The organism is Dendrosporobacter sp. 1207_IL3150 (assembly GCF_036763085.1).
Lineage (GTDB): Bacteria > Bacillota > Negativicutes > DSM-1736 > Dendrosporobacteraceae > JBAIYU01.
On the sequence record NZ_JBAIYU010000007.1, the window covers coordinates 122,093 to 144,813 of the forward strand.

Genomic DNA, 22,721 nt, shown 5'->3' on the forward strand with positions numbered 1-22,721 from the left:
GCTGGGAAGACTCAGCATTTTGCGGCTATTGCGCTCTAATTAGAATCTCTATTAGAATTTGACCATTACTTGGGCATTTGTACCTCTAACCGTATGATAGCCAAGACCGAAAGCTAGCGTCTTTTTAGCCCGAAACTGAAGACCACCGGAATAAGCAGCGTTAGTTGAGGTCCTGGATGATTGAGTGTAAAGCAGCCCTGAAGTTGTTGACTGGGCGACTTCTGCCTTATCCTGAAAGTAAAGGCCTACTCCACCGTACACGGTAAACTTATTCGACAGATCAGCAAAATGTAATATATCCAGCCCGTAAGGACCGTCGATATTTTTATCCCCAAGTGAGATATAACCGTTTTCAGATGTTGGATAGCTTTTAATATCGTTGGAAGCATAATCTCCACCGTTTAAGCCACCTATTTCCCACCCGAAAAAACCGCTTCGTGCACCAAACGAGACACTAAATTGACTGTTTTTTGCTCCAAGAGAAACCCAATTATCTTTCCCGCTAAAAGCTTCCGAAACCGCTGTCACTGGCAAGACATACAGCATCAAAAGAAAGCTTGCAATGCTTCTGTACCGCTGTTTCATATAAATCACTCCGTCCATTATTTACATAATGTTTAGACGGAAAGGTAGAAATATCCTTTACTCTTTTTATTCCAATTTTATCCATTACATTCCATCAACTTTACCAGTATCAATTTGTTGCTTGCATTTTCTTGGCGGTATACTTTCAAGGGCCATTGCCACAGCTTCTTGAGCTGTAGAGGCATAGCCTATTTTAACTGTTTTTCGCATATCTAAATAGCTGCCGTCATAAGCTATTTCACGCACTCGTCCAGCCCATCCCCCAGATGGCTCTACTACAACTACTGGCTTTTGGTTTAGATAGGCAGCCGAAAGCTCACCCAATGTTCCATTACCGCCACTAACCATAATAAGTGCATCAGAAGAGTGCACAAGTATAAGACTTCGATAGTCATACCCAAAACCTGTAGTTATTGGTATATCAATATTATCATTCGCACAATCCAGAGAATCACCTGGTAATATACCTATAACCAAGCCGCCCTGCTGCTTAGCTCCATACGATACAGCATCCATAACACCGCTCGTTCCGCCAGTAAGCAGGACAGCTCCCTTTTTTGCTATTTCCCTGCCAACTTCTTCGGCCAACTTTGCTGCTTCTTCAGATATTTCTCCAGACTGACCTATAACTCCAATTCTTAGCATTGAACCACCTCATTAAAATAATTATTCTAATTTTGCTAATCCCGTTACTAAACTATCAAATTATTAAATTAGACTGAAAGACTAAAAAACAAAATCGGGTAGATAACCATAAGGAAAATTAATGTTGTCAATATAAAAGCAGCCACCGATATGTGCAAATTGAGTCCATAGATCCGCGAAGTAATAACAGCATTCACAGCAGTAGGAGTGCATGACAGCACTAAAATACTGTTTAGCATTATCGGATCGCTTATTACAAGCCGTGCTAAACTATATGTGATTACTGGCGTAACAATAAACTTCAAGGGAATCAAATCAATAATACTTCTGTATTGTTCCCGAAGCTTCCCAAAATCAACCGAATATCCAACAGGGATCAGTGCTGTCCATGCACCAAAATGTACTAATGGGTTAAAAATCATTCCTAGCAGCTCTGGTCGCTCAACATTTGCTGCCTGTAAAGCGACGCCACACATTATTCCGACGACGGCTAGCTGATTACGACTGAAAAGCACTGCTTTGACTGATATTTTGTTTTCAACTTTACCTTTTTGTGATTTCTGATAATAATATTGAGCGAGTGGGTAACAGAACATAAACATTAAGATGTATTGAAACAGTACCACTAGCTGCTGATACGCATAACCTGTTTCCCCATATAGTAAGAAAACACATAAGCCGCCTATTGTTCCTAAATTAGATAAAATAGCGGACATGACATAACTACCTCGGTCCAAATCACTATTATATTTGCGCTCTGCAATAAAGTAAGCGATTACACCAGGAATTACCCCCATTGCTAGTCCTAGCACTGGCAGCCAGACTAAATCCGCTTTGAGCGGCAGCACCCAAAAACTAAGCATTGATAATGCCGGATACACCACCAATATATTATTTAAGATCAATTTATTAAAAAAATTTTCGCCTAATCTCTTTTGGTATTTACAAAGGTAGCCAATAGCTATCGGCAAAATAAGATCAATAGCAAAGTAAATTAGTTTATGTTTAATATCCATAAGTAGAGCTAGAAGCAAGTCACCAGCTTTCATGTAGTTCTATTGGTTAGATCACTTTATATAAGTTTTTAAGTCAGATATTATTACCATACCACAAAATGACAAAACATCAAGTTAACAAACAAATAAAAGCATTAATAACGCTCATGATCTCTCATAAGCGTTATTAATGCTTTTTATTAGCCTAATTTAATCATAATCTTCGTAGTACTTGTATTTACAAACGTCCTTTTTACTACCTACTCCGCCTTTTCTATAGGTAAACCACCAATCAAACCCCTCCAGTTCACCCATATTTATTTTTCTAAGACGTTCCTTAGCTAATTTTTCAGTAGCCGGCGGGGGTATTATAACGTCACTGCCAATTACTTCATTACACGGCCAGTTAGCTGGGGTTGCCACTCCATCGTTATCGGTCGTCTGGAGAGCTTTGACTAATCTTAAAATTTCCTGCATGTTTCGACCAACTTCTTGCGGATAGTAAATTATCGCTCTTACTATAGCTTTATTATCCACTACAAAAACTGCCCTAACAGTATTAGTCGCCTTATTTGGATGTATCATGCCTAATTTTTTAGCAATAATACCTTGATCATCTGCTATTATCGGAAACTTAATTTTTACATCAAAATTATTATCTATCCATTGTACCCATTTTAAGTGTGGGAAAACCTGATCCACCGATAACCCTAAAAGCTCAGTATTCAACTCCTGAAAATCACTGTAGTGTTTGGCAAAGGAGATAAATTCTGTCGTACAAACAGGGGTAAAGTCGGCAGGATGACTAAATAAAACAAGCCACTTACCAGAATAATGACTAGGCAATGAAATTGTCCCCTGAGTCGTTTTAACTGTGATCTCAGGAAACTTATCTCCTATCAGCGGCATTTTTACATCCATATATACACTTCCTCCCAGCGGTGTCCTTGCTTGGATAGCTATATATTATGTAATATTTTATGCGTCTGCCGATGAAAGGGTACCAGCTAACGTAATGTTGCTTCAAACAAACTGATACTTGCCGGATCGAACATATTTCCTTTGCCGGCAATTACCTTAAAAACCGCTTGGTACGGAGTACATTTTTTTAAAATCAACCTATCGTAGTAGTCAGCTACAGCAATTATACGGGCAAATTCAATAATCTCGTTTTTTCCAAATCCAATAGGATAACCCTTGCTATCATGTCGCTCATGGTGCTGCAAGCAGACTAACGCCACTATCATATCTATATCATTATTTTGACGTAACTTGTTAAAACCGACAAAAGCATGTTCGCTGTTTTCTTCACTAAACTTCCTGCCCATACCTACATCATGCATTAGGGCAGCTATAGTCAGATATTCTAAATCGCTGTTGCTATATTCGTTCTGGATACCCATACAAACAGCGAGTATCGCTGTACGCACAGAATGCTTGTAAAGAATGTCATTTTGCATCATGGAGTTCAGATACTCTTTTACATAATGTTTTTCTATCGCCTGATATAAAACTTCTTCTACCTTGTCTAAATATCTGCAAACCTTAACTGTTCTGTATTGATCGATATCACTAATTAAAGCTTTACAGGCAGTAAATTGACGGGTTGGTTTAACTAACGAATCCAGCTTAGCTTCACTTAGCTGTCCGCTTTCTATCGGAATTAGCCCGATATTATACTTTTTCAGCCCCTGTATATAAGATTTGGTTATTTTGGCGCCACGTGAAATCAGCAAAGTACCACGATCATCATAGATGGTCTTTCCACAAACCATGCCCTCTTGAAGCTCATCAACCGTGATCTTCTGCACTATTTCCCACCTACATTCGCTAACTTTTGCACTGCATCTAAAACCTGCATTAAAGAATCCTGATTTACGGGTTTGGGCAACGTAAAAAACGCACCTTGTTTGAGCGATTCAGCATGTATAAAACGCTGATTGCCTAAGGATGACACGATAACTATTTTTACCGTTTTATCAATCTTTGATATGATTCTTAAAACAGATATACCATCTAAAACAGGCATAGTTATATCCATAAAAATTAAATCCGGTTTAAAGACCCGATGCTGTTCTAATACTTCAACCCCGTTCGCAGCTTCAGCAATATCATAGCATTTATTCCAAGATAGAAACCGTTTTATAGTAAGGCGGCATAGAGTAGAATCGTCAGCTATAAGTATACGCACCAATTCACCTCATTTTAAGAATATACCTAATATTTAGACATCAATGTTATATTTCCTTTTTTTTCATTTATTGTATTTATTTATCAGTGGGGCAATAGAAAAAGCAATTCACTGCATGCAGTAAATTGCCTTTTTGATTATTCTTAAAATAAGGTTAAGCTCTCAATAATCTCATTCTAAGCACCTGAAACTTTACGGACCTCATCAGATATTGATGCTTGCATTAAGCCATACGCTTCTTGGCAATTACCAAACAAATCTGCGACAATATTACCGTCCAGTTTTCGATTAGACACCATGCCTTGCATAATTTGCTCAACCCTGCCTAATGGAAGAGTCGCCCGATATGGCCGGTTTTCTGTTAGAGCAACAAACACATCCGCCACTGCCACAATTCTAGACCCTAACCTTAGTGACTTTTCATTTATTCTAAAGGGATAACCCGAGCCGTCTAGAGTTTCATGGTGATACGCCGCCCATTCAGCAATGATGTCAAATCCATCAATTTGTTCCAATATACGATAGGTATAGTAGGTATGCTGTTTTACCATAGCAAACTCCCACTCGTTAAGTTTCCCAGGCTTTTCTAGAATTTCATTAGGTACAGCCAACTTGCCTAAATCATGTAATAAGCCAGCAATACGCATAGCCTTAATCTCTTCAGAACTATACCCTTTGGCCTCAGCTAAATAGGCAGCCATGATTGAGACACTCCGAGAGTGACTTGCTGTAAAAGAACTGGTTCGGTCAATAATCGTTGCGAATATTTCCGCTATATTAATAACATCATCAACTGTGAATTTCATTATTCCATATGAGCTGATGCTCTTAAAGAAGTTATTATAATAATGGGGGTTGACTAGATCCAACCAGAAGCTCTCCTGTCTTGCGAACTCATGAAGAGCCTTTACCAGGTCCGGATCAAAGTAAATCCCACTTAATTTGCGAATAGCTGATAATATATCTGGTCTTTGTTCGAAAATTGGTACATTATCGCGCAGTAGAACTTCAAGCCTGTCTGCTAGATTGATAATTCGACTAGCTATCGGAATGGTTTTTCCGAATAATCTTGTTGGATTACTTCCGTCCCAATAGTCGTGATGATGACGAATAGGCTCCGCCAGTAATCCTAGCTGCGGCGAATCTTTTAATAGCTCATAACCAGCTTCAGCATGATGAAATATCTCCTGATTATTGGTATTAAAGATATGTAATTTCTTCTTCTCTTCCCAGCTTGAAGCTGCACCAATATCGTGTAAAAGAGCAGCATATATAATTGTCTGCTGCTGGGCCTCATCTAACCCAATATATTCGGCGATTCGCCCGCTTATCATCGCAGTACGCCAATGATGCCGTGATAATCCCCCTGTCGAAAGCTCTAATGCCATCGAAAGAGCACGTAATAAATTTATCGGATGGATATTAAATTGCATATTTTCTTCTCCCAAAATTGCATTATCATTAAGTAAAACATTTATATATAAACTATACGCAGACAACGGTGCTTGCTGTCAGACGATGTACAAACCAAGTTACTGCTAACAGATCTGCGGCACCGCCTGGACTAATGTTACTGCAAATAAATTCCCTATCAAGCTCAAAAACTGCATCTCTCCCATTATCGGTGTACATTCCACCAATACTAAGCACTTGCCGCACCTTAGGGCGTACTAACTTAGCCATTTTGTCCGGATTATGACGATTCATCACGGTAGTATCATCAATATTTGCAATTATCTCAAGAAGCGTTTGAATTAAAACATCATTTACATTAAGCCCAGCAGTCAGGGCTTTGCGCAAAGCAGGCAACGCTATATCACGAACGGTAGGGATTCCTTGTTCTAGTTCACCCCGAATTCCAGTAATGCCATATTTTTGATATAATTTTTCACCAGCCGTTATTGGCTTGTTATCACGTATAGTTTTAAGCTCTCTTTCAACAATACCCTCAGTTATTTCCGCGACCTTTTCCAAGAGCTCTTCTGGAGAACGCTTACCAGCTAACTTCTTCGAAAATCCTGCAGCGGCGGCTGTAATTCCTAAAGAAAACAGAAGTCCTTTCTGAGTATTAACCCCATAAGTCGAGCTGAACATTGCTACTTCCCCTTCACGTCCTATCCATCGGAGTATTGGCAGAAGTTCACTCAGTTTTCCTTCGTGCATCATCCCAGCTTGGGCACAGCGTGCCATTGTAATACCTAAGGAAGCAGTACTAGACATAAAGGAGTAAAAATCCATATCCTTATGTGCGCCATTATTAACTCGATCTACCAAACCAGGAGAAGGACTAGCTGATACCTCATACAACATTGCTTCGACTGCTAGTGCTCCAATCTCCTCAGCAGATGGGCTGATAAATCTTGTAAGGTATGCCGAAAATTGATCTATGAGCTGCCTTACCGCTAAACTAAGTTCTACAGCATTATGCCTGCCCTCCCGCATACATAACACAGCTAGATCATTACATATAAGACATTTCCTTTTTTGCCCGCTTTCATGCCGCGATATTAATTGTCCTTCATTGCTAAATACGTCAATATCTAATAGACGAGTAAAGCTATATTGTTCTTCAATTGCTACCGCTAGCGCCTTAATATATTTTGCATCACCTTTGACAGCCAAAATTGCTTCTGGACCAGTCAAAGCATTACTTGTATATTCTTTTATAACTTCTAGTTGGTTCCTTATTTCGCCAACAGCGTAGTCTCGCAGTTTTCGCAAGATTGGCGAGTCCTTTTCTTGACCTGGCATGTTTATTGTAATGCTGACTATTGGGTAAGCATTATTTTGCCGCATTTCGTCTTGGCGATTTTTCCGCACTTCTTTTGCTATCAGCATATCATTTAGAGTCACTTTTGGCATTTCTTCACCACATTCTTTTAATTTACGGGTCACCACCACTACATGAGCACACATCAGATATTATGAAACTATGGACTTGGCTGCAGCCAAGTCCATAGTTTTATGTTCAAGAAAGCATTCTTTATTTGGAATATCTTACGTAATTATATTATATGAATTCTTGTCCATTCGGTCAACATGGCATCCTCCTGAGAAATGCATATGAAATTAGCATAAAAACTAGCATAGCTCTGTATTTCGAATATCACCTATAGAAATTGTCTAAATTTCATAAATATTCTGTTTGACAAAGAAACTTAATTCTCCTAAGATTATAAATATAAATGTATACAATATACAAGAGTGTCAAAATATTCGAAAATAAGGAGAATCTTATGGACGTTCAAACATATGTCATCCACCATCTTGTTAAAAGCGCCGATTTAAATCACCATGGTACATTATATGCAGGCCGAGGAGCTGAATGGGTCGTAGAAGCAGGTTTTGTCGCAGCATCCAGCCTTACAACTACCGAAAGCACCGTCTGCCTAAACATTCATGGCATGCTATTTACTAGACCCGTAAAAAGAGGCAGCCTTCTGCGATATGAGAGTAAAGTCGTTTATGCCGGCCGGACCAGCTTAGTCTCATATGTAAAAGTAAGTTTAGGCCATACTAATGAATTTGTTGTCGATGGCTTTCTAACTTTTATCCACGTAGACGAAAATGGGAAAGCCTCCCCTCATGGACTTACAATTGAAGCTAAGACCCCTGAAGATATAGAACTTCAAGAGAAAGCCCGTGCTTTTTTCAAAAAATAATAAGAGAGACTTTAGGTTTGAGCCTAAAGTCTCTCTTATTATTTTACATTCAATAACTAGCTTTCCAGCTGTCTAATATATTTTACTAGCTCAAATGGTTTATAATCCCAAGAGTTTATTGTCTCGAGATATAAACCTTTATTATATAGAATAGCCATAAATTTTTGGGCATCAGCCTTACTAAATCCGCTATTTTTAAGTTGATTTTCAAAAGTCTCATAAGGTACTTTATTATTGTGCTGCTCAACTGCAGTCTTTAATTCGCCCACTATACTTTGAAATTTTTCATCAGAAAGTCCCAATTCCTGCATCCACTGATTAGCCTTACTCATATTAAACATCCCTTTCGCTTTTTTCTTTGTTTCGTCAAAAATAACGCATATCCTTCACAGCGTTATACTTGGTTATTATGCCAAAGTTTTTATATTTTAAAATCAACTAACCCGCCCACGCCATCTAAACTTTGCTTAGCAAAATTACTTAGTTGATCGCGGTCGTGTTCTTTACTGTCGTCTTGTGTGGCAGTCTTTTTTTTCTTAGGATTTGGAAGATATTCGGGTCGTTTAAACACACGTACTTTTCCAAGCTGTTTGGCTTTTAAGATACTTGCAATTGCACCGACAGGTTGAATGCCCTTATTTTTGTTCATGGACCTCACCTCTCTAATAATTAAACAGCCACCCAAATACAATACGACATAATTATAGAAGTAAATTGTAATTCATCCATTTAGTTCCTATACTTATACATTTCTGGCTGAAATGAAAAAAATCCTTCCGAAATACTCGGAAGGATTAACACTTTCTATTGAAGCGCTAATTTAGGTACAGCCTTAAGCTTATTATATAATGCAAAATACTGTTCACACCATTTTACTAATTCCGCCATTAGTTGCTCTCGCGTGTCGGCGTCAAGATCGCTTTGCTTTAATTTTGAAGATATATCAATTATTTTTTCTTTAACTGCTATAGGCTCCAACCTATCCCCTCCTAGTCACACTATCATAAGCATACACTCTATTATCTGCAATATTTGTAATAACCTGTTGCTTATCACTAAAATTTACAAATAATTGAAATTAACTGCTTTTCAATGTTACCTTTACCTTAAGATAAAGTAGCACACTATAACAACTTTAGATAATAAAATAATAGAGAAGTACTAAGATAGGAGAATAGACATATGAACCTACAAGGTCCTGCCGCTAGATATAAAGTTCAAACAAACATTATCCAAAACGTAAATCGTCAATTTCGCGATAATCTCACTTTCGGCCAGTTTATTGCAGACAAAGTTGCTAACGTTGTAGGAAGCTGGCCGTTTATAATCTATCAAAGTATAGCAATAGTTGTTTGGGTCTGTACAAATTCTTATCTCGCCTACATGGCCAGCTCAGACCCTTCCTTTTTTGCCTCCTGGGATCCATACCCATTCATTTTGCTTAACTTAGCCCTTAGCTTTCAAGCAGCATATACCGGCCCTGTTGTAATGATGAGTCAAAACCGCCAAGCCGAGAAAGACCGCCTTATGGCTGAACAAGATTATCTAATCAACAGAAAAGCGGAAGAAGAGATACAGGTAATCATGGCCCACCTAGTCCATCAAGATACAATAATCGCCGAATTAATTAATAGAATAGAAAGGATTACTAAAAATACTTCCGAGATAAGTTCCCAAGATAAATCTAAACAATAAAAGACCCTGAGAACTCAGGGTCCATATCGACATACTGTCAGCGGATTTGTAAGCTTGTTGCAACTTATGATTTTTCTTCTTTAGTTAGTTCGAGTAATTTCATTTTAAGAAGTTCTACTTCTGACTCTAAATCCCGACTGCGCTGTTCTAATTCTTCCAGTTTATCGCGCTTGTCTTTTTTCTGTTTCTCAATATTTTTGCGGTGTTGTCTTTGATTATCAAATGCAACGGCAAAGTCAATACAGTCACAAGCTAAATCTAACATTATTGCCCAAAACAATAAGTTTTCCCGCCTAAAAAAACTAAAAAAGCCCATACTCACCCCTCCGCTACGATATATTATACAAAAGGGGCTTAGTTAGTTACAAAGTAAAAAAAAGGGGCTAGCTTTTTTAGTGATTTATGCTAATTTGTATTTCTTTAAATATTTTATTACCTCATCGTCCTCTGTCTGAGAAAAATCTTCATAATACATTCCAACAGCCATAAACATTTCCGGCTGAACTGGGCAAATCACTTCAACGTCATACTCATCTAATTCACTAATTACTTCTGGCGGTGCTACAGGCACAGCAATAGTAATTTTACCTGGATTTAACGTTTTCAGCCACTGAATTGCAGCCTTTATAGTATATCCAGTGGCAATTCCGTCATCAACAATAACCACTGTTTTACCCTGTATGTTAGGTAAAGCGCTGTTACCAGTATACTCAATCAATCGCCGCTGAATCTCATTAAGCTCGTGTTTAATCATTGCTTTTATTTGACTTTCGCCAACACCAAGGCTGCTCAGCTGTTTAGGATCATAGACGGCACTACCATCAGGCATAACCGCTCCAATCGCAACTTCTGGATTTAGCGGATGGCCAATTTTCCTCGCAATCAGTACACCTAACCCCACACCTAATTTTTGGGCAATTGGGACAGCTACTACAACTCCCCCACGCGGAACGGCTAATAGATACGGCTCGGACAGTGAACGCTCTTTAATTATTTCTGCTAAAATTTCTCCAGCTTCTAATCGATTTTTAAACATTAATACACCCACTCAATCATATTCTATATATAATTCTGAGCGGTTATGGCTTTAGTTATACTATTCATTACTGACTTTAATAATATTTTTAACAAAACCAGTATAATATAAAACTCCTCCGAAAACGGAGGAGTTTTTATATTATACTTTAAATTGTCTAACAATCCCGTTTAACTCAGTTGCAAGTTTCGCCAATGAATCAGCATTACTACTGATTTCATGCATACTGGCAGATTGTTCTTCTACCGTTGCCGCAACTGTTTGGCTATTTCCAGACGTTTCCTCAGCTATTTTGCTGATGTTCTGAACACTACCAACCATGGCTTGAGTTCCTTTAGCAGTTTCATCGATTGCAACAGCAATCTGCTCTATCCCATTTTTTACTGTCCCTAAAGTTGCGATTATCGATTCAAAGCCCTTTTGAGTATCAGTAGCAGAAGATTTTCCTTTACTTACTTCATTGTTTGCTCTTTCTACTGTATCCACAGCAAAAGCAATTTCACTTCCCATATTGCCTATAATCTCACCAATATCTTTAGTTGCATTAGCACTTTGTTCCGCAAGTTTACGAACTTCTTCAGCGACAACTGCAAAACCACGTCCCGCTTCTCCAGCACGGGCTGCTTCAATAGCTGCATTCAATGCAAGTAAATTTGTCTGCCCAGCAATATCATTGATAACACCTACGATACCTTTAATATCTTCCGAACCACGGGCTAACTTTGATGTTACATCAGTTATTTCTTTCATAGCGTCTGCAATCTGCTCGTTTTGTCCCACAACTGCAGTTAACATATTCATACCGTTATCCGCTTCTTTTACCGCGTCATGTGTTTTATTATTAACCTCGCCCGCCGTTGCACTAATTTGCTGAGCACCAGCCGATACTTGCTGCAAAGTAGCAGATATATTACTGATATTATCTGAGTTTTGATTTGCGCCCACTGCTATAGTCTCAACACTGCTAGCGACAGTTTGTACTGCTGTGAGGTGTTCATCCACTGTAGCACTAAGTTCCTCACCAGATGCAGCCAGCATTTGACCAGTTGTATGCAGCTGACTTACGAAAGCCCTTAAGGCTTTGCGCATCTCGATTATAACAAGACCCATATCACCTATCTCATCATTTCGAGTAGGCTGCAATTCTTTTCCTGTTAAGTCCAGTCTTCCGACCTCGGCCAACTCCGCACTTACGTTTTTAAGACGATTAGATAAGTTTCTGCTGTATGTATAAACTAGACCAATTACAAAGAGAAGGATTACTACACTAACTGTCACAGCCAAATTAACTTGCGACTTGCTGTGCTCCATAACATAGTTACTCTTATTAGTTAGATAATCTCCCTGAATCTTGTTGAGTTTTACAAACTGGGCATCAATATCAGCAACCAGCTGTCTTCCTTGACCAGTTATTTGTGATAAGTTTGGATCATTTGCCTTTTTAGCGGCAATTACCTTATCCCCTAACACAACATAATCACCGATTAACTTTGCAAGCTTTGCACCTTCTTCTTTAGTGTCACCCTGCGTAGAAGTTTCGTTATACTTTTTAGCCGTTTCTAAGCTTTTTTGAATTTCATCACGATAGCTTTTTTCGTAGGTAGCTGCACCGTCTGGGTAAAACAAGAAGCCGCGCATTGCTAGAAGAGCTCTTGTAAAATCAGTATGCGCATCTTTTAACATCAGCGAGCGAGCTGATGTATGAGTTACTAAACTCCCTGCCATACTACCCACATCATTTAAATGATATAATACATAACCTAATAATGATAATAGCAAAAATACCACGATACCAAACATCGAGGATAACTGAACAATGATAGGTAACCTAGTGCCTTTTGTGTTCATAGTTTACTGCCCTCCTGAATCAACTTTGAATATTCTAATACTTCTTCACTTTTCTGATAAATTCCTGCAAAATTGTAGGATAAATTTGCACAAACACCATAAAACGACAAAGCACTCCAATATGCAAAAAAGGTAAATAGACACTTTAGTCTATTTACCTCATTATTATCTTTTGGTGGGCGATGACAGGATCGAACTGCCGACATCCTGCTTGTAAGGCAGGCGCTCTCCCAGCTGAGCTAATCACCCATAAGTTTGGTGACCCGTAAGGGAATCGAACCCTTGATACCGCCGTGAAAGGGCGGTGTCTTAACCGCTTGACCAACGGGCCATGAATGGTGATCCACGATGGACTCGAACCATCGACACCCTGATTAAAAGTCAGGTGCTCTACCGACTGAGCTAGTGGATCATATATAACACCTTACAATGTAAGGATTTTATCAATGGTGCCTCAGGGCAGAATCGAACTGCCGACACGAGGATTTTCAGTCCTCTGCTCTACCGACTGAGCTACCGAGGCATAATTATACCAACACAGCCGTAGGGCTAGTATAAATGGCGACCCGGATGGGACTCGAACCCACGACCTCCGCCGTGACAGGGCGGCATTCTAACCAACTAAACTACCGGGCCGAAAATAGCTTGTCTTAATATCAGTTGATATTATCAACAAACTGTAATGTTAATTTGGTGGGCGATGACAGGATCGAACTGCCGACATCCTGCTTGTAAGGCAGGCGCTCTCCCAGCTGAGCTAATCACCCATAAGTTTGGTGACCCGTAAGGGAATCGAACCCTTGATACCGCCGTGAAAGGGCGGTGTCTTAACCGCTTGACCAACGGGCCATAAATGGTGATCCACGATGGACTCGAACCATCGACACCCTGATTAAAAGTCAGGTGCTCTACCGACTGAGCTAGTGGATCTCATCTCACAAGATATGATTATAGATTATCCAGCTATACTTGTCAACGTTATTTAATCCCAAATTCGACATTAAATCCCATGCTACCTTAAATAAAAGAAGATAACCGGATATACGACTAGCAAATAGACAGCAGTTGTTAGTACAAACGATGCCATTACGAGATGAATATTCAATTGATGCAGCCTAACTGCAATAACAGCATTAATAGCACTAGGTGCAAAAGATAAAAGCATTAAGGTGTTGAATACAATCGTGTCCGTAAATATTATCCGGGCCAAGCCAAAGATAGCAATCGGGGTTAAAATAAACTTAATCACTAATATATCTACTGTGCTGCGCCAATATTGCCGGATCTGAGTGAAATCAATTGAATGACCAACCGGGATAAGCGTCAGCCATGCGGTGATATGTATCAGCCAGTCCACTGCATTGCCTAAATAATCGGGCCGTAGATAATCAGCCCAATTTAGATACGCCCCTATAATCATGCCAACAACGGTCAGCTGATTCCGATTGAAGAGTGACCTCCAGCGAATGCCCTGCCCATCACTATCAGTATCTCTCTGAGCGAAATACTGTGCCAGGGGAAAACAAAATAAAAATAGAATTAGATTTTGAAATAGCACTACCAGTTGTACATATGCAAAGCCGCGTTCCCCGTATAGGATAAACACCGAGATTCCACCCAAAGTCAAAAGATTGGAAAGCATTCCAGCTAAAACAAAACTACCGATATCTGTTCCACTGGTATAATGTTTCCGCGCATAGTAAAAAGAAATTAATCCAGGTATTATATGTAGAATAACTCCAAACAACGGCAGCCAGAACAGTTCCATGGCCGGTCGTAGTACCCAGAAGGTAAGAATAGCCAAAAAGGGAAACAGAGTTGAAAAACATACACTTATCATTTTATCAAGATATTTATTATGAAACCTCGTGCTTCGCAGGTAATAACCTGCTGTTAACGGTAAAATTAAATCTATTAAGAAATAGTTCAATTTTAGAGAAACATCCATTAGATTTCCACCTTACATAATCGCCACACTGCTTTTTCTCTCATGAGGATACCTCCTGGAATGTGTCAGGGTGACCCATCGCGCTTGACCTTAGCCAAAAATTTGCTGAGTTCGGCGATTTCATTGGTTTGAGCATAAACTTCGTCAACAGTTCCGGCAATAACAGCCATACTTTTCTCCAATGCTTTGGATATACTTTTAATTTCTTCTTGTAATTCAACTGATTGAATAACTACAACAGCCCCTACAACTTCTCCTTCTATGCCGCAAACAGGATTAGCTATAGCGATAAAGGGAATTCCATGCAAAGATGCCGGCATTCGTCTTACTATTCGCCTTTTTTCATTAATAGCTGCATACGCTGCCATTTCTGGTCTCAGACATAATCCGGCTCTAATTTTCAAATCTAGTTTCTCAGCAGGCATATAATATAGAACTTTTTCTAAATCCGTAATGCAAATACTGCTGTCCTCAAGTACTAAATCATTAAAAATAGGAGCCACCGCCAATAAATGGCCCAATATTCCGTCAGCTTTAGGCTGCATTGCCCACCCCTCCCAATATAAAGTATCTATTTTAAGAATGCAGCTGCATTGTAAGAACTACGTACAAGCGGACCTGCCGCAACGTGAGTAAAGCCCATTTTTCGAGCTATTTGCTCATATCGCACGAATTGCGCAGGCTGTATATATTCTGTGACAGCTAAGTGCTGAGGAGATGGCCGCAAATACTGTCCGATAGTTACAATACAAACTCCAGCTTCCATTAAATCTTTTAATACCTCAATAACTTCCTCTTCATTCTCCCCTAAACCAACCATAAGCCCGCTCTTTATTTTTGTGCCGCTTTCTTCAACTGCCTGCTTAAGTACATTGAGCGAACGCTGATAATAAGCATTCGGTCTTACAGAAGAATATAATCTAGGTACCGTCTCAATATTATGATTAAATACTTCCGGACGTTCCGCTAAGACCCGAGCTACCGCCTCGCGCGAACCGCCAAAATCGGGTATCAAAACTTCAACTGTTGCCGACACACAAGTCCTTATCGCCCGAATACATGCTGCAAATTGCTCTGATCCGCCGTCGAGCAAATCGTCTCGAGTTACCGAAGTAATAACCACATGTTTTAACCCGAGTTCTTTAACGGCTTCGGCTAATTTCTGCGGTTCCTCTAGATCGACCTTTTCAGGAATCCCTTTTTTAACGGCACAAAAGCGGCATAATCTAGTGCATTTATCACCTAAAATTAAAAAGGTAGCTGTTCCCGAGTGATAGCATTGGCCAATATTAGGACATGCTGCACTGCGGCATACAGTCTGCAAGTTTAAAATATCAATAACGCCGCTAACTTTGCCATTGTCCCAATTTCCCGGCAATCTTATTTTAAGCCATTCCGGTTTTTGCAAGTTAGCTTGATTAATAATAATCACCTTCTATCAGCTTATCACTTATATGCATACTACAGCCAAATACAATGCTAAATTCATTTATTAAAGTATTTATTATCTGCCCAAATTCAGTATTTACGCCATTCTTAGCAAGACTGGTAACACCAAATTCATGAATACCGCACGGTACAATTTGATTAAAAAGCTCTAAATTATTATTTATATTTAATGCAAACCCATGATACGTAATCCACCGTCGAACAGCCACACCTATTGCAGCTACTTTTTCATCATTAAGCCAAACACCTGTATAGCTGGCTTTTCGGCCCGCCCTTAAACCGTACCGGGCGAGTACTCTGATTAATAATTCTTCCAGCAGATTAACATAGCTGTGAACATCCCTTTGCCAATTGCCGAGATTCATCACAGGATAGCCTACTAGCTGTCCGGGGCTGTGGCATGTAACGTCACCGCCCCGACTGGTATTTACAACAGCTATCCCCATATGTTGTAGTTCGCTATTATTGCGCAGTATGTTATCACGGTTTCCACGTGCTCCAACTGTTATTACTGGCAGATGTTCAAGCAGCAGCAAAATCCCATCCCAGCAGCCTTGCTGCACTATATATCTAGCCTTATCTTGCAGGTTGAGACCATCATGATAATCTACTAAGCCGGCCTTAACAATTAAACAGCGGGAACCCATTAGAGTTTTTGGGGCGGCCAATGTACCGCCATATTATTGACAGCAAGTGCCGCCTCGGCCATAGCCTCGCTGATTGTCGGATGAGCATGAATTGTCGAAACAAGTTCATCAACAGTGGCCTCAAGACGAATTGCTAATGCTGCTTCGGCAATCAAATCGGTAGCTCGCGGTCCTAATATATGGACACCGAGTATTTCACCGTATTTTGCGCCAGCAATAATCTTAATAAAACCTGTTCCATTGTTTTCAATAAGCGCCTTGCCATTACCGGCTAAGGGGAACTTGCCTACCTTATATTCCTGGCCTGATTGTTTTGCCTGTTCTTCAGTCATTCCTACCGCGGCAAGCTCAGGATTGGTATAAATACATGCTGGAACTATATTTCCCATATATATCGCTTGATGCCCTAGTGCATGTTCAGCGGCCGCAATACCTTGGGCACTGGCAGCATGAGCCAGCATGCATTTCCCGTTACAGTCTCCAATTGCATATATATTAGAAATATTAGTTTGGAAATCTTCATTAGTTTTTATTTTCCCGTTTTCAACTGCTATCTCAACCTGCTCAAGACCTACGCTGCTTATTGCTGCTCTGCGTCCCACAGCAACCAATACATATTCTGCAGATAACTGCCGTGTGTCACCGCCCGAATCAATACTGACAACAACACCATCGCCCGCTGATGAAATCTCGTTGACTTTAGTATTGGTTAGAATACTAATTCCTTCATCTGCTAATTCTTTTTTCAAGGCGGCCGCCAGTTCTTTATCTATCCCTGGCAGGATCTCTGGCATCATCTCAACAATGGTAACACTTGTTCCTATCGCCCCATATAGCGCAGCAAACTCCATACCGATTACCCCACCGCCTATTATTACAAGCGACTGAGGGATTTGTTTTAAATCTAACGCAAACGTACTATTAATAACCTGGGGCAAATCAGCGCCAGGTATTTTTATAAGTGCTGGTTCCGAACCAACTGCTAAAATAATATAGTCCGCAGTAAGGGTTTCTTTTTGTAATCCGCAAAACTCAACTGCATTTTTATTTAAAATCCTTGCCGATCCTTTATATACTTTGACTCCGTTGGCCTTGAGTAAGCCATCAACTCCGTTGACAAGCCGTCTGACAATAGTCTGCTTGCGCCTTTGAACTATCGTCCAATCTATTCTAAGGTTTTCTGCTAATATACCGCTTGAAGCACCATTTTTCATTGCCTGGTATAATTCTACGCTATGCAGCAAAGCTTTGGTTGGTATGCAGCCTCGATTTAGACAGGTACCGCCTGTTTTGTCCTTTTCAATCAGACATACATCGGCTCCAAGCTGAGCAGCTCTTATGGCTGCAACATACCCGCCTGGTCCCCCACCAATAACTATAACTCTCTTTTTCATATCCCAACTCCCCCTTGTTAAGCCAGCAGCAACAATGGATTTTCAAGCAGCTGTTTTACTCTGTTTAAAAACTTTGCAGCCAGCGCACCATCAATAAGGCGATGATCAAAGGACAGACATAGATTCATCATAGGCCTTATACATATTTGCCCATTTAACACTACCGGAGTTTCTTGAATTCTGCAGACACCGAGAATTGCCGATTCTGGCGGGTTAATTACAGGCGTAAAAACATCTACTCCATACATGCCTAAATTTGTGACTGTGAATGTGCCACCAGATATCTCATCGGCAGTTAGAGTGCCATTTCTTGCTCGGGTGCTCAAATCTCTGATAGAGTCTCTAAGTCCAGTGATACTAAATTTATCTGCAGTACGAATAACCGGAACAATCAATCCATCCTCGAGGGCGACAGCCACGCCAATATTAATCTCCTGATGTTGTACAATTGCTTTATCAATAATGCTTGCATTAACTATTGGCAGTTCTTTAAGCGCTGCAGCCGAGCATTTTATAATAATTTCAGTAAAAGAATATTTTTCTGCATTCTGTGATAATTTTGATTTTAACGCTGCCGCCGCAGTCATATCTACAGCCATTGATATTGTCACATGAGGAGCAGTATGCCAACTTAGGCTCATTCGTTCCGCAATTATTTTTCTTATCCCCGCAAGCGGCACTGACTTTTGTGATTTCTCAATTACTTTGGACGCAGCATTTAATATATCCGAACTCATTATTCGGCCCTGCTTGTTGATAGTACTCGGTTCGATGTTATGTTCGTCAGCAAGTTTTGCTGCTAACGGACTAGTTTTCGGTTTGGCCGTTACCTTTGACAAATAAGCTTTAACATCTCGCTCTACTACTCTGCCGTCTGGTCCTGTTGCCGTTACTAGAGCTAAATCAATATTGTTATCACGGGCTAACTTTTTAGCCGCAGGCGAAGCTTTAATAAAGTCAGGGTGACTTATTGCCATGATGTTTGCTGAGCTCGGGGCTTTTTCCGGACAATTACCTTCCAAACTTTGCAGAGCAGCTGTTTCTTCTATGATTACGGATTCACCGGAGATTCCTACAACACCAATTGTACTAGCTACAGGAGCGATATTGCCTTCACCGACAGTTATTGCTAACAGCGTTCCGTCCAGCGGCGCTTCGATCTGACCACCGATTTTATCGGTAGTGATTTCTACAATAACCTCTCCCTTAGCTACGCTATCACCAACTGCTTTTAGCCATTTTACTACCGTCCCCTCGGTCATAGTCAAACCGAGCTGAGGCATAATGATATTTGCAGCCATACCGTTTTAACCTCCTTGTAAATCCCCTTATTTACGGATAAAAGATAACTTTTCCGGCTCGGCCGTCGCGGGCCAAGGCAATTCCTTGCTGCCATTGGTCTAGGGGAAATTCATGAGTAATAGCTGGCTTGATATTTAGTTTTCCGGCAGCCAGCAAATTTTCCATTTGAGTCCATGTTTCAAACATCTTACGGCCATGAATACCAATTATTTCAGCTTCTTTAAATACGACATCTTTACCTAAATTCAAGTTTACAGATTTACTTGGCAAACCTATTAAAACCATCCTTCCTCCTTTGCGGAGAAAATGAAATGATTGTTCATATGCTTGCGCATTGCCAGAAGCCTCAATAATAACATCAACACCAGCAGAGATTTTCTCCATTATAACTTTGGGGATATCGGCTTGCAGTGCGTTTAAGGTTACTTGAGCGCCCATTCTGCGCGCAGTCTCCAGTCGACTTTCACTAATATCAGTCGCTGTTATAGTGGCAGCTCCAAGAGCCGCCGCCGAGGCTACAGCAAATAAACCGATAGGGCCACAGCCAATAACAACAACATTGGCACCTGATACTTTGGCCTCATGTACAGCTCGCAAAGCAGTCCCAAGAGGCTCCATAACTGCACCTAACTCATACGGTATTGCTGTTGGGATTTTGCGCGCACCAATTTCAGGGATTATTGCATACTCGGCAAAACAGCCATTCATATGAATGCCGAAAAGTTTTAAGTTGCTGCATATATGCTGTTGACCATTAAAACATTGATAACATCTTCCGCAAGGAATATGAGTCTCACTTGCTACTTTATCGCCGACCTTAACTGTGGTAATGTCACTACCGATAGCTTCCACATCACCACAACATTCATGACCTAATATCAACGGCAGTTTTATATTTGCACCTTGGGCCCAAGAATTCCAGTCACATATATGCAGATCAGTTCCACACAGAGCTGCCGCCTTAACTCTTATCAGCACATCCCGCGGACCACAATGGGGAATTGCTACCATTTTAAATTCTATTTTATCTGGGGCTGTCTTTACCAGAGCCTGCATCAGGTTCATAGCATTACTCCTTTCAGACACATTACTACCGCCACAAATAAAACCACAATTTTTAAGAAGCTAAGACTGCCACATAGTGTACTTACACAGCACAGTAAAGCACATGCAGCAGCCTTAGCACTTTCAACTAATATATCGCTGAACTACTTGCTAGTGGGAAGGGTTTTACGTAGGGTAAGTATCAGCAAGCCGGCAACTGCAAGGGAAAATGCTAAGTATATATAGGCCCATTGGAAGGAACCTGTCATATCTTTAATAAAACCAGTTAAATATGGGCCAAGCCAGCCGCCGGTATTGCCAACCGAGTTAATTAAGCCAACTGCCCCCGCAGCCGCTGGTCCAGATAGGAAGGAGGTCGGATAAGTCCACCATACGCCCATCCCTACATATACGCCGATAGCACTGACACAAACAAGCACTAAGCTCATTATAGGATCAGTTACGAATGGGCCAAGCCCCATCCCAATGGCCCCTATAAACATCGGAATCGCAACATGCCAGCGTTTTTCGCCAGTACGCGAAGACGAATTGCCTACCAATATAAAGCCAATCAGCGTAATTGTCATAGGGATAACTATGACCCAGCCGATAGCGGCATTAGACCAGCCAGACACTGACTTGAGTACCGTCGGCATCCAGAAATTGAAGCCCCAGAAACCAGTTATCCACATAAAGTAGATTAAGCATAATTTAAGAACTTCTTTATCACTAAAAGCTTGCCAAACTGTATATTTTTTAGCTGAATTTTTAGCAGCAATTTCCTTATCATAATCATCAGTGATTTTTTGTTTCTCTTCTGCTGTAAGCCATTTAGCATCTTTAGGCCAATCCTTAAGCCAATAAAGTATGATTATTCCGAAAACTACAGCTGGAATTGCTTCAAGGAAAAATAGCACCTGCCAGCCTTTCATACCAAACAGCGGCGTACCCAGCAGCCAGCCGGCTAAAGGTGATCCAATGATTGCTGCAACCAATAGCGACGTAAGCATTACAGATATAGCCTGAGGGCGTTCCTCAGCATTGAACCAACGGGGAATAACTACAGCATACACCACCGGATAAAAACTAGCTTCGGCAGCCCCTAGAAGGAATCGATAAATATAAAACTCCATTTCCGTTGTCATAAAAGCCATTAGACCACAGACAATACCCCAGCTTATCATAATCCTAGCAGTCCAGACCCTCGGACTCCAGCGCTCGGCAATTAATGCACCAGGTACTTCGAAGAGAATATATCCTAGAAAAAATATCCCTGCGCCCATTCCAAAGATTTGAGCGGTAAACCCCATGTCTTTATTCATTGTCAGTGCCGCATATGCTACATTGACTCGGTCAAGATAGGCAATAACCGAAGCAAGGAACAACGGTACAATTATATTGATATACTTCCGGCGCTTTAAACTCCCAACAATAGCCGAATTATCCACTAATTTTCCCTCCTTTTTTCCTCATCAGCTTAGCCCGTAGCATTCTTCTGCCGATAATCCTCCTCCTTTTCCCCTATTCTTCAGTCCATCATTAGACCGCCATCAACATCCATTATTTCCCCGGTAATAAATGATGCTCTGTCAGAAACTAAGAAGCAGGCAGCTGCTGCTACTTCTTCGGGGCGGGCAGCCCGTCGAAGCGGGATCATCCCAACAATATTCTGCCGATTCTCCTCTGACATAAGAGATGTCATATCGGTGTCAGTAAGTGCAGGCGACAAGGCGTTAATGTTTATGTTATAGGGTGCTGCTTCACGAGCGATGGTTTTAGTAAAGGCAATAACTGCCCCTTTGGAAGCAGCGTAGCAGGAATTTCCCAGCAGACCTCCCCCTCTTTTACCTGCAACAGACGCGATATTTAAGATTTTTCCGTTGCTTTGCTTCATCATCAGCGGCAATACAGCCTGACAGCAAAGGAACACGCCTTTTGCATTAACACCCATTACTCGCTCCCATTCGTCCTCCGTAATAGACGTAACTGGTCCAGTCTGAACAATCCCGGCATTGTTAATTAGAATATCTAGTTGACCGAACTCGGCTATAGTTTGTTCAATCATACTTCTCACAGAGTTGGCATCACTAACATCTGCCGATACAGCAATGGCCGCTCTGCCAGCAGCCGTAATTTCAGCTGCTGCTAAGTTTGCTCTTTCTCCATTTATATCACTGATTACAACTTTTACTCCTTCATCGGCCAGCTCCTTACTAATAGCCAACCCTATCCCCCGCGCACCGCCTGTAACAATCGCCACTCGTTTTCTCGGCATTCTTA

25 protein-coding genes and 8 tRNA genes are annotated in these 22,721 nt (G+C 40.7%); 2 read left to right on the forward strand and 31 right to left on the reverse strand.

Translation table 11 applies throughout. The annotated features are described in order from the left end of the window. Nucleotides 1-51: 51 nt before the first annotated feature. The 8 genes from V6C17_RS01830 to citG form a co-directional block, all read right to left on the reverse strand. Entirely contained in the window at nucleotides 52-585 is a 534-nt protein-coding gene (locus V6C17_RS01830) for a hypothetical protein (protein WP_333520842.1), read from the reverse strand. A gap of 84 nt (nucleotides 586-669) precedes the next feature. Continuing rightward, nucleotides 670-1,230: a TIGR00725 family protein gene (locus V6C17_RS01835; RefSeq protein WP_333520843.1), complete on the reverse strand. Its 561-nt coding sequence runs from the start codon at nucleotides 1,228-1,230 to the stop codon at nucleotides 670-672. A 68-nt stretch (nucleotides 1,231-1,298) separates the two neighbouring features. After that, nucleotides 1,299-2,279, reverse strand: a complete 981-nt coding sequence (locus V6C17_RS01840) for an AEC family transporter (RefSeq protein WP_333520844.1) — start codon at nucleotides 2,277-2,279, stop codon at nucleotides 1,299-1,301. A gap of 156 nt (nucleotides 2,280-2,435) precedes the next feature. Continuing rightward, on the reverse strand, nucleotides 2,436-3,146 hold the full coding sequence (locus V6C17_RS01845) for a peroxiredoxin (RefSeq protein ID WP_333520845.1): 711 nt from the start codon (nucleotides 3,144-3,146) through the stop codon (nucleotides 2,436-2,438). 86 nt (nucleotides 3,147-3,232) lie between these two features. Then, the gene (locus V6C17_RS01850) at nucleotides 3,233-4,036 is read right to left on the reverse strand and encodes an HD-GYP domain-containing protein (RefSeq protein ID WP_333520846.1); all 804 of its coding nucleotides are present in this window, start codon (nucleotides 4,034-4,036) and stop codon (nucleotides 3,233-3,235) included. Continuing rightward, the gene (locus tag V6C17_RS01855) at nucleotides 4,036-4,416 is read right to left on the reverse strand and encodes a response regulator (protein WP_333520847.1); all 381 of its coding nucleotides are present in this window, start codon (nucleotides 4,414-4,416) and stop codon (nucleotides 4,036-4,038) included. Before V6C17_RS01855 ends, V6C17_RS01850 begins: the two co-directional genes overlap by 1 nt. Nucleotides 4,417-4,592: 176 nt before the next feature. Beyond that, nucleotides 4,593-5,849, reverse strand: coding sequence for an HD-GYP domain-containing protein (locus tag V6C17_RS01860; protein WP_333520848.1), 1,257 nt, complete (start codon nucleotides 5,847-5,849; stop codon nucleotides 4,593-4,595). Between the two features lie 52 nt (nucleotides 5,850-5,901). Next, nucleotides 5,902-7,278, reverse strand: coding sequence for a triphosphoribosyl-dephospho-CoA synthase CitG (gene citG / locus V6C17_RS01865; RefSeq protein ID WP_333520849.1), 1,377 nt, complete (start codon nucleotides 7,276-7,278; stop codon nucleotides 5,902-5,904). 374 nt (nucleotides 7,279-7,652) lie between these two features. Between citG and V6C17_RS01870 the strand changes: the two genes are divergently transcribed. Further along, nucleotides 7,653-8,078 carry an acyl-CoA thioesterase gene (locus tag V6C17_RS01870; protein WP_333520850.1) on the forward strand — a complete coding sequence of 142 codons (426 nt, stop codon included), beginning with the start codon at nucleotides 7,653-7,655 and terminating at the stop codon, nucleotides 8,076-8,078. Between the two features lie 56 nt (nucleotides 8,079-8,134). Here the strand turns inward: V6C17_RS01870 and V6C17_RS01875 are convergent, their stop codons facing one another. From V6C17_RS01875 to V6C17_RS01885, 3 genes are all read right to left on the reverse strand, one after another. Then, nucleotides 8,135-8,410, reverse strand: coding sequence for a hypothetical protein (locus V6C17_RS01875; protein WP_333520851.1), 276 nt, complete (start codon nucleotides 8,408-8,410; stop codon nucleotides 8,135-8,137). An 89-nt stretch (nucleotides 8,411-8,499) separates the two neighbouring features. Further along, on the reverse strand, nucleotides 8,500-8,727 hold the full coding sequence (locus V6C17_RS01880) for a hypothetical protein (protein WP_333520852.1): 228 nt from the start codon (nucleotides 8,725-8,727) through the stop codon (nucleotides 8,500-8,502). A 155-nt stretch (nucleotides 8,728-8,882) separates the two neighbouring features. Then, entirely contained in the window at nucleotides 8,883-9,056 is a 174-nt protein-coding gene (locus tag V6C17_RS01885) for a hypothetical protein (protein WP_333520853.1), read from the reverse strand. A gap of 204 nt (nucleotides 9,057-9,260) precedes the next feature. Here V6C17_RS01885 and V6C17_RS01890 point away from each other — a divergent pair, with 204 nt between their 5' ends. After that, nucleotides 9,261-9,773, forward strand: coding sequence for a DUF1003 domain-containing protein (locus V6C17_RS01890; protein ID WP_333520854.1), 513 nt, complete (start codon nucleotides 9,261-9,263; stop codon nucleotides 9,771-9,773). Nucleotides 9,774-9,837: 64 nt separating this feature from the next. Here the strand turns inward: V6C17_RS01890 and V6C17_RS01895 are convergent, their stop codons facing one another. The 20 genes from V6C17_RS01895 to V6C17_RS01990 form a co-directional block, all read right to left on the reverse strand. Continuing rightward, the gene (locus V6C17_RS01895) at nucleotides 9,838-10,089 is read right to left on the reverse strand and encodes a hypothetical protein (RefSeq protein ID WP_333520855.1); all 252 of its coding nucleotides are present in this window, start codon (nucleotides 10,087-10,089) and stop codon (nucleotides 9,838-9,840) included. Between the two features lie 84 nt (nucleotides 10,090-10,173). Next, on the reverse strand, nucleotides 10,174-10,809 hold the full coding sequence (locus V6C17_RS01900; protein WP_333520856.1) for a phosphoribosyltransferase: 636 nt from the start codon (nucleotides 10,807-10,809) through the stop codon (nucleotides 10,174-10,176). Nucleotides 10,810-10,950: 141 nt separating this feature from the next. Continuing rightward, nucleotides 10,951-12,657 carry a methyl-accepting chemotaxis protein gene (locus V6C17_RS01905; protein WP_333520857.1) on the reverse strand — a complete coding sequence of 569 codons (1,707 nt, stop codon included), beginning with the start codon at nucleotides 12,655-12,657 and terminating at the stop codon, nucleotides 10,951-10,953. Nucleotides 12,658-12,830: 173 nt separating this feature from the next. Then, a tRNA-Val gene (locus V6C17_RS01910) sits at nucleotides 12,831-12,906 on the reverse strand. Nucleotides 12,907-12,913: 7 nt separating this feature from the next. Then, a tRNA-Glu gene (locus tag V6C17_RS01915) sits at nucleotides 12,914-12,988 on the reverse strand. Between the two features lie 5 nt (nucleotides 12,989-12,993). Further along, a tRNA-Lys gene (locus tag V6C17_RS01920) sits at nucleotides 12,994-13,069 on the reverse strand. A 35-nt stretch (nucleotides 13,070-13,104) separates the two neighbouring features. Beyond that, nucleotides 13,105-13,180: transfer RNA gene (locus V6C17_RS01925), tRNA-Phe, on the reverse strand. Nucleotides 13,181-13,216: 36 nt separating this feature from the next. Further along, nucleotides 13,217-13,293: transfer RNA gene (locus V6C17_RS01930), tRNA-Asp, on the reverse strand. A gap of 55 nt (nucleotides 13,294-13,348) precedes the next feature. Beyond that, nucleotides 13,349-13,424: transfer RNA gene (locus V6C17_RS01935), tRNA-Val, on the reverse strand. Nucleotides 13,425-13,431: 7 nt separating this feature from the next. Beyond that, nucleotides 13,432-13,506: transfer RNA gene (locus V6C17_RS01940), tRNA-Glu, on the reverse strand. 5 nt (nucleotides 13,507-13,511) lie between these two features. Further along, nucleotides 13,512-13,587 (reverse strand) — tRNA-Lys (locus V6C17_RS01945). 82 nt (nucleotides 13,588-13,669) lie between these two features. Continuing rightward, nucleotides 13,670-14,605, reverse strand: coding sequence for an AEC family transporter (locus tag V6C17_RS01950; protein WP_333520858.1), 936 nt, complete (start codon nucleotides 14,603-14,605; stop codon nucleotides 13,670-13,672). Between the two features lie 65 nt (nucleotides 14,606-14,670). Then, the gene (locus V6C17_RS01955) at nucleotides 14,671-15,150 is read right to left on the reverse strand and encodes a hypothetical protein (RefSeq protein ID WP_333520859.1); all 480 of its coding nucleotides are present in this window, start codon (nucleotides 15,148-15,150) and stop codon (nucleotides 14,671-14,673) included. Between the two features lie 26 nt (nucleotides 15,151-15,176). Then, nucleotides 15,177-16,037, reverse strand: coding sequence for a lipoyl synthase (lipA, locus tag V6C17_RS01960; protein ID WP_333520860.1), 861 nt, complete (start codon nucleotides 16,035-16,037; stop codon nucleotides 15,177-15,179). Continuing rightward, nucleotides 16,024-16,722, reverse strand: a complete 699-nt coding sequence (gene lipB / locus V6C17_RS01965) for a lipoyl(octanoyl) transferase LipB (protein ID WP_333520861.1) — start codon at nucleotides 16,720-16,722, stop codon at nucleotides 16,024-16,026. Before lipB ends, lipA begins: the two co-directional genes overlap by 14 nt. Next, nucleotides 16,701-18,095 (reverse strand): dihydrolipoyl dehydrogenase, encoded by a 1,395-nt coding sequence (gene lpdA, locus V6C17_RS01970; protein ID WP_333520862.1) that lies wholly within the window; start codon nucleotides 18,093-18,095, stop codon nucleotides 16,701-16,703. The genes lipB and lpdA overlap by 22 nt, the downstream gene beginning before the upstream one ends. 17 nt (nucleotides 18,096-18,112) lie before the next feature. Continuing rightward, nucleotides 18,113-19,396, reverse strand: a complete 1,284-nt coding sequence (locus tag V6C17_RS01975; RefSeq protein WP_333520863.1) for a dihydrolipoamide acetyltransferase family protein — start codon at nucleotides 19,394-19,396, stop codon at nucleotides 18,113-18,115. Nucleotides 19,397-19,427: 31 nt separating this feature from the next. Next, nucleotides 19,428-20,462 (reverse strand): zinc-binding dehydrogenase, encoded by a 1,035-nt coding sequence (locus tag V6C17_RS01980; RefSeq protein WP_333520864.1) that lies wholly within the window; start codon nucleotides 20,460-20,462, stop codon nucleotides 19,428-19,430. Nucleotides 20,463-20,605: 143 nt separating this feature from the next. Then, nucleotides 20,606-21,889 carry an MFS transporter gene (locus V6C17_RS01985; protein ID WP_333520865.1) on the reverse strand — a complete coding sequence of 428 codons (1,284 nt, stop codon included), beginning with the start codon at nucleotides 21,887-21,889 and terminating at the stop codon, nucleotides 20,606-20,608. 80 nt (nucleotides 21,890-21,969) lie between these two features. Further along, a complete protein-coding gene (locus tag V6C17_RS01990) occupies nucleotides 21,970-22,716 on the reverse strand; it encodes an SDR family NAD(P)-dependent oxidoreductase (protein ID WP_333520866.1) in 747 nt (248 codons plus the stop codon). Between the last annotated feature and the right edge of the window lie 5 nt (nucleotides 22,717-22,721).

Excerpts from the sequence above, each read along its gene's own strand:
- V6C17_RS01980 (WP_333520864.1), bottom strand. The coding sequence starts at position 20,462 with ATGAACCTGATGCAGGCTCTGGTAAAGACAGCCCCAGATAAAATAGAA.
- V6C17_RS01840 (WP_333520844.1), bottom strand. The coding sequence starts at position 2,279 with ATGAAAGCTGGTGACTTGCTTCTAGCTCTACTTATGGATATTAAACAT.
- citG (WP_333520849.1), bottom strand. The coding sequence starts at position 7,278 with ATGCCAAAAGTGACTCTAAATGATATGCTGATAGCAAAAGAAGTGCGG.
- V6C17_RS01895 (WP_333520855.1), bottom strand. The coding sequence starts at position 10,089 with ATGGGCTTTTTTAGTTTTTTTAGGCGGGAAAACTTATTGTTTTGGGCA.
- V6C17_RS01900 (WP_333520856.1), bottom strand. The coding sequence starts at position 10,809 with ATGTTTAAAAATCGATTAGAAGCTGGAGAAATTTTAGCAGAAATAATT.
- V6C17_RS01890 (WP_333520854.1), top strand. The coding sequence starts at position 9,261 with ATGAACCTACAAGGTCCTGCCGCTAGATATAAAGTTCAAACAAACATT.
- V6C17_RS01990 (WP_333520866.1), bottom strand. The coding sequence starts at position 22,716 with ATGCCGAGAAAACGAGTGGCGATTGTTACAGGCGGTGCGCGGGGGATA.
- V6C17_RS01845 (WP_333520845.1), bottom strand. The coding sequence starts at position 3,146 with ATGGATGTAAAAATGCCGCTGATAGGAGATAAGTTTCCTGAGATCACA.
- V6C17_RS01975 (WP_333520863.1), bottom strand. The coding sequence starts at position 19,396 with ATGGCTGCAAATATCATTATGCCTCAGCTCGGTTTGACTATGACCGAG.
- V6C17_RS01860 (WP_333520848.1), bottom strand. The coding sequence starts at position 5,849 with ATGCAATTTAATATCCATCCGATAAATTTATTACGTGCTCTTTCGATG.
- V6C17_RS01905 (WP_333520857.1), bottom strand. The coding sequence starts at position 12,657 with ATGAACACAAAAGGCACTAGGTTACCTATCATTGTTCAGTTATCCTCG.
- V6C17_RS01830 (WP_333520842.1), bottom strand. The coding sequence starts at position 585 with ATGAAACAGCGGTACAGAAGCATTGCAAGCTTTCTTTTGATGCTGTAT.
- V6C17_RS01835 (WP_333520843.1), bottom strand. The coding sequence starts at position 1,230 with ATGCTAAGAATTGGAGTTATAGGTCAGTCTGGAGAAATATCTGAAGAA.
- lpdA (WP_333520862.1), bottom strand. The coding sequence starts at position 18,095 with ATGAAAAAGAGAGTTATAGTTATTGGTGGGGGACCAGGCGGGTATGTT.
- V6C17_RS01950 (WP_333520858.1), bottom strand. The coding sequence starts at position 14,605 with ATGGATGTTTCTCTAAAATTGAACTATTTCTTAATAGATTTAATTTTA.
- V6C17_RS01880 (WP_333520852.1), bottom strand. The coding sequence starts at position 8,727 with ATGAACAAAAATAAGGGCATTCAACCTGTCGGTGCAATTGCAAGTATC.
- V6C17_RS01870 (WP_333520850.1), top strand. The coding sequence starts at position 7,653 with ATGGACGTTCAAACATATGTCATCCACCATCTTGTTAAAAGCGCCGAT.
- V6C17_RS01875 (WP_333520851.1), bottom strand. The coding sequence starts at position 8,410 with ATGAGTAAGGCTAATCAGTGGATGCAGGAATTGGGACTTTCTGATGAA.
- V6C17_RS01955 (WP_333520859.1), bottom strand. The coding sequence starts at position 15,150 with ATGCAGCCTAAAGCTGACGGAATATTGGGCCATTTATTGGCGGTGGCT.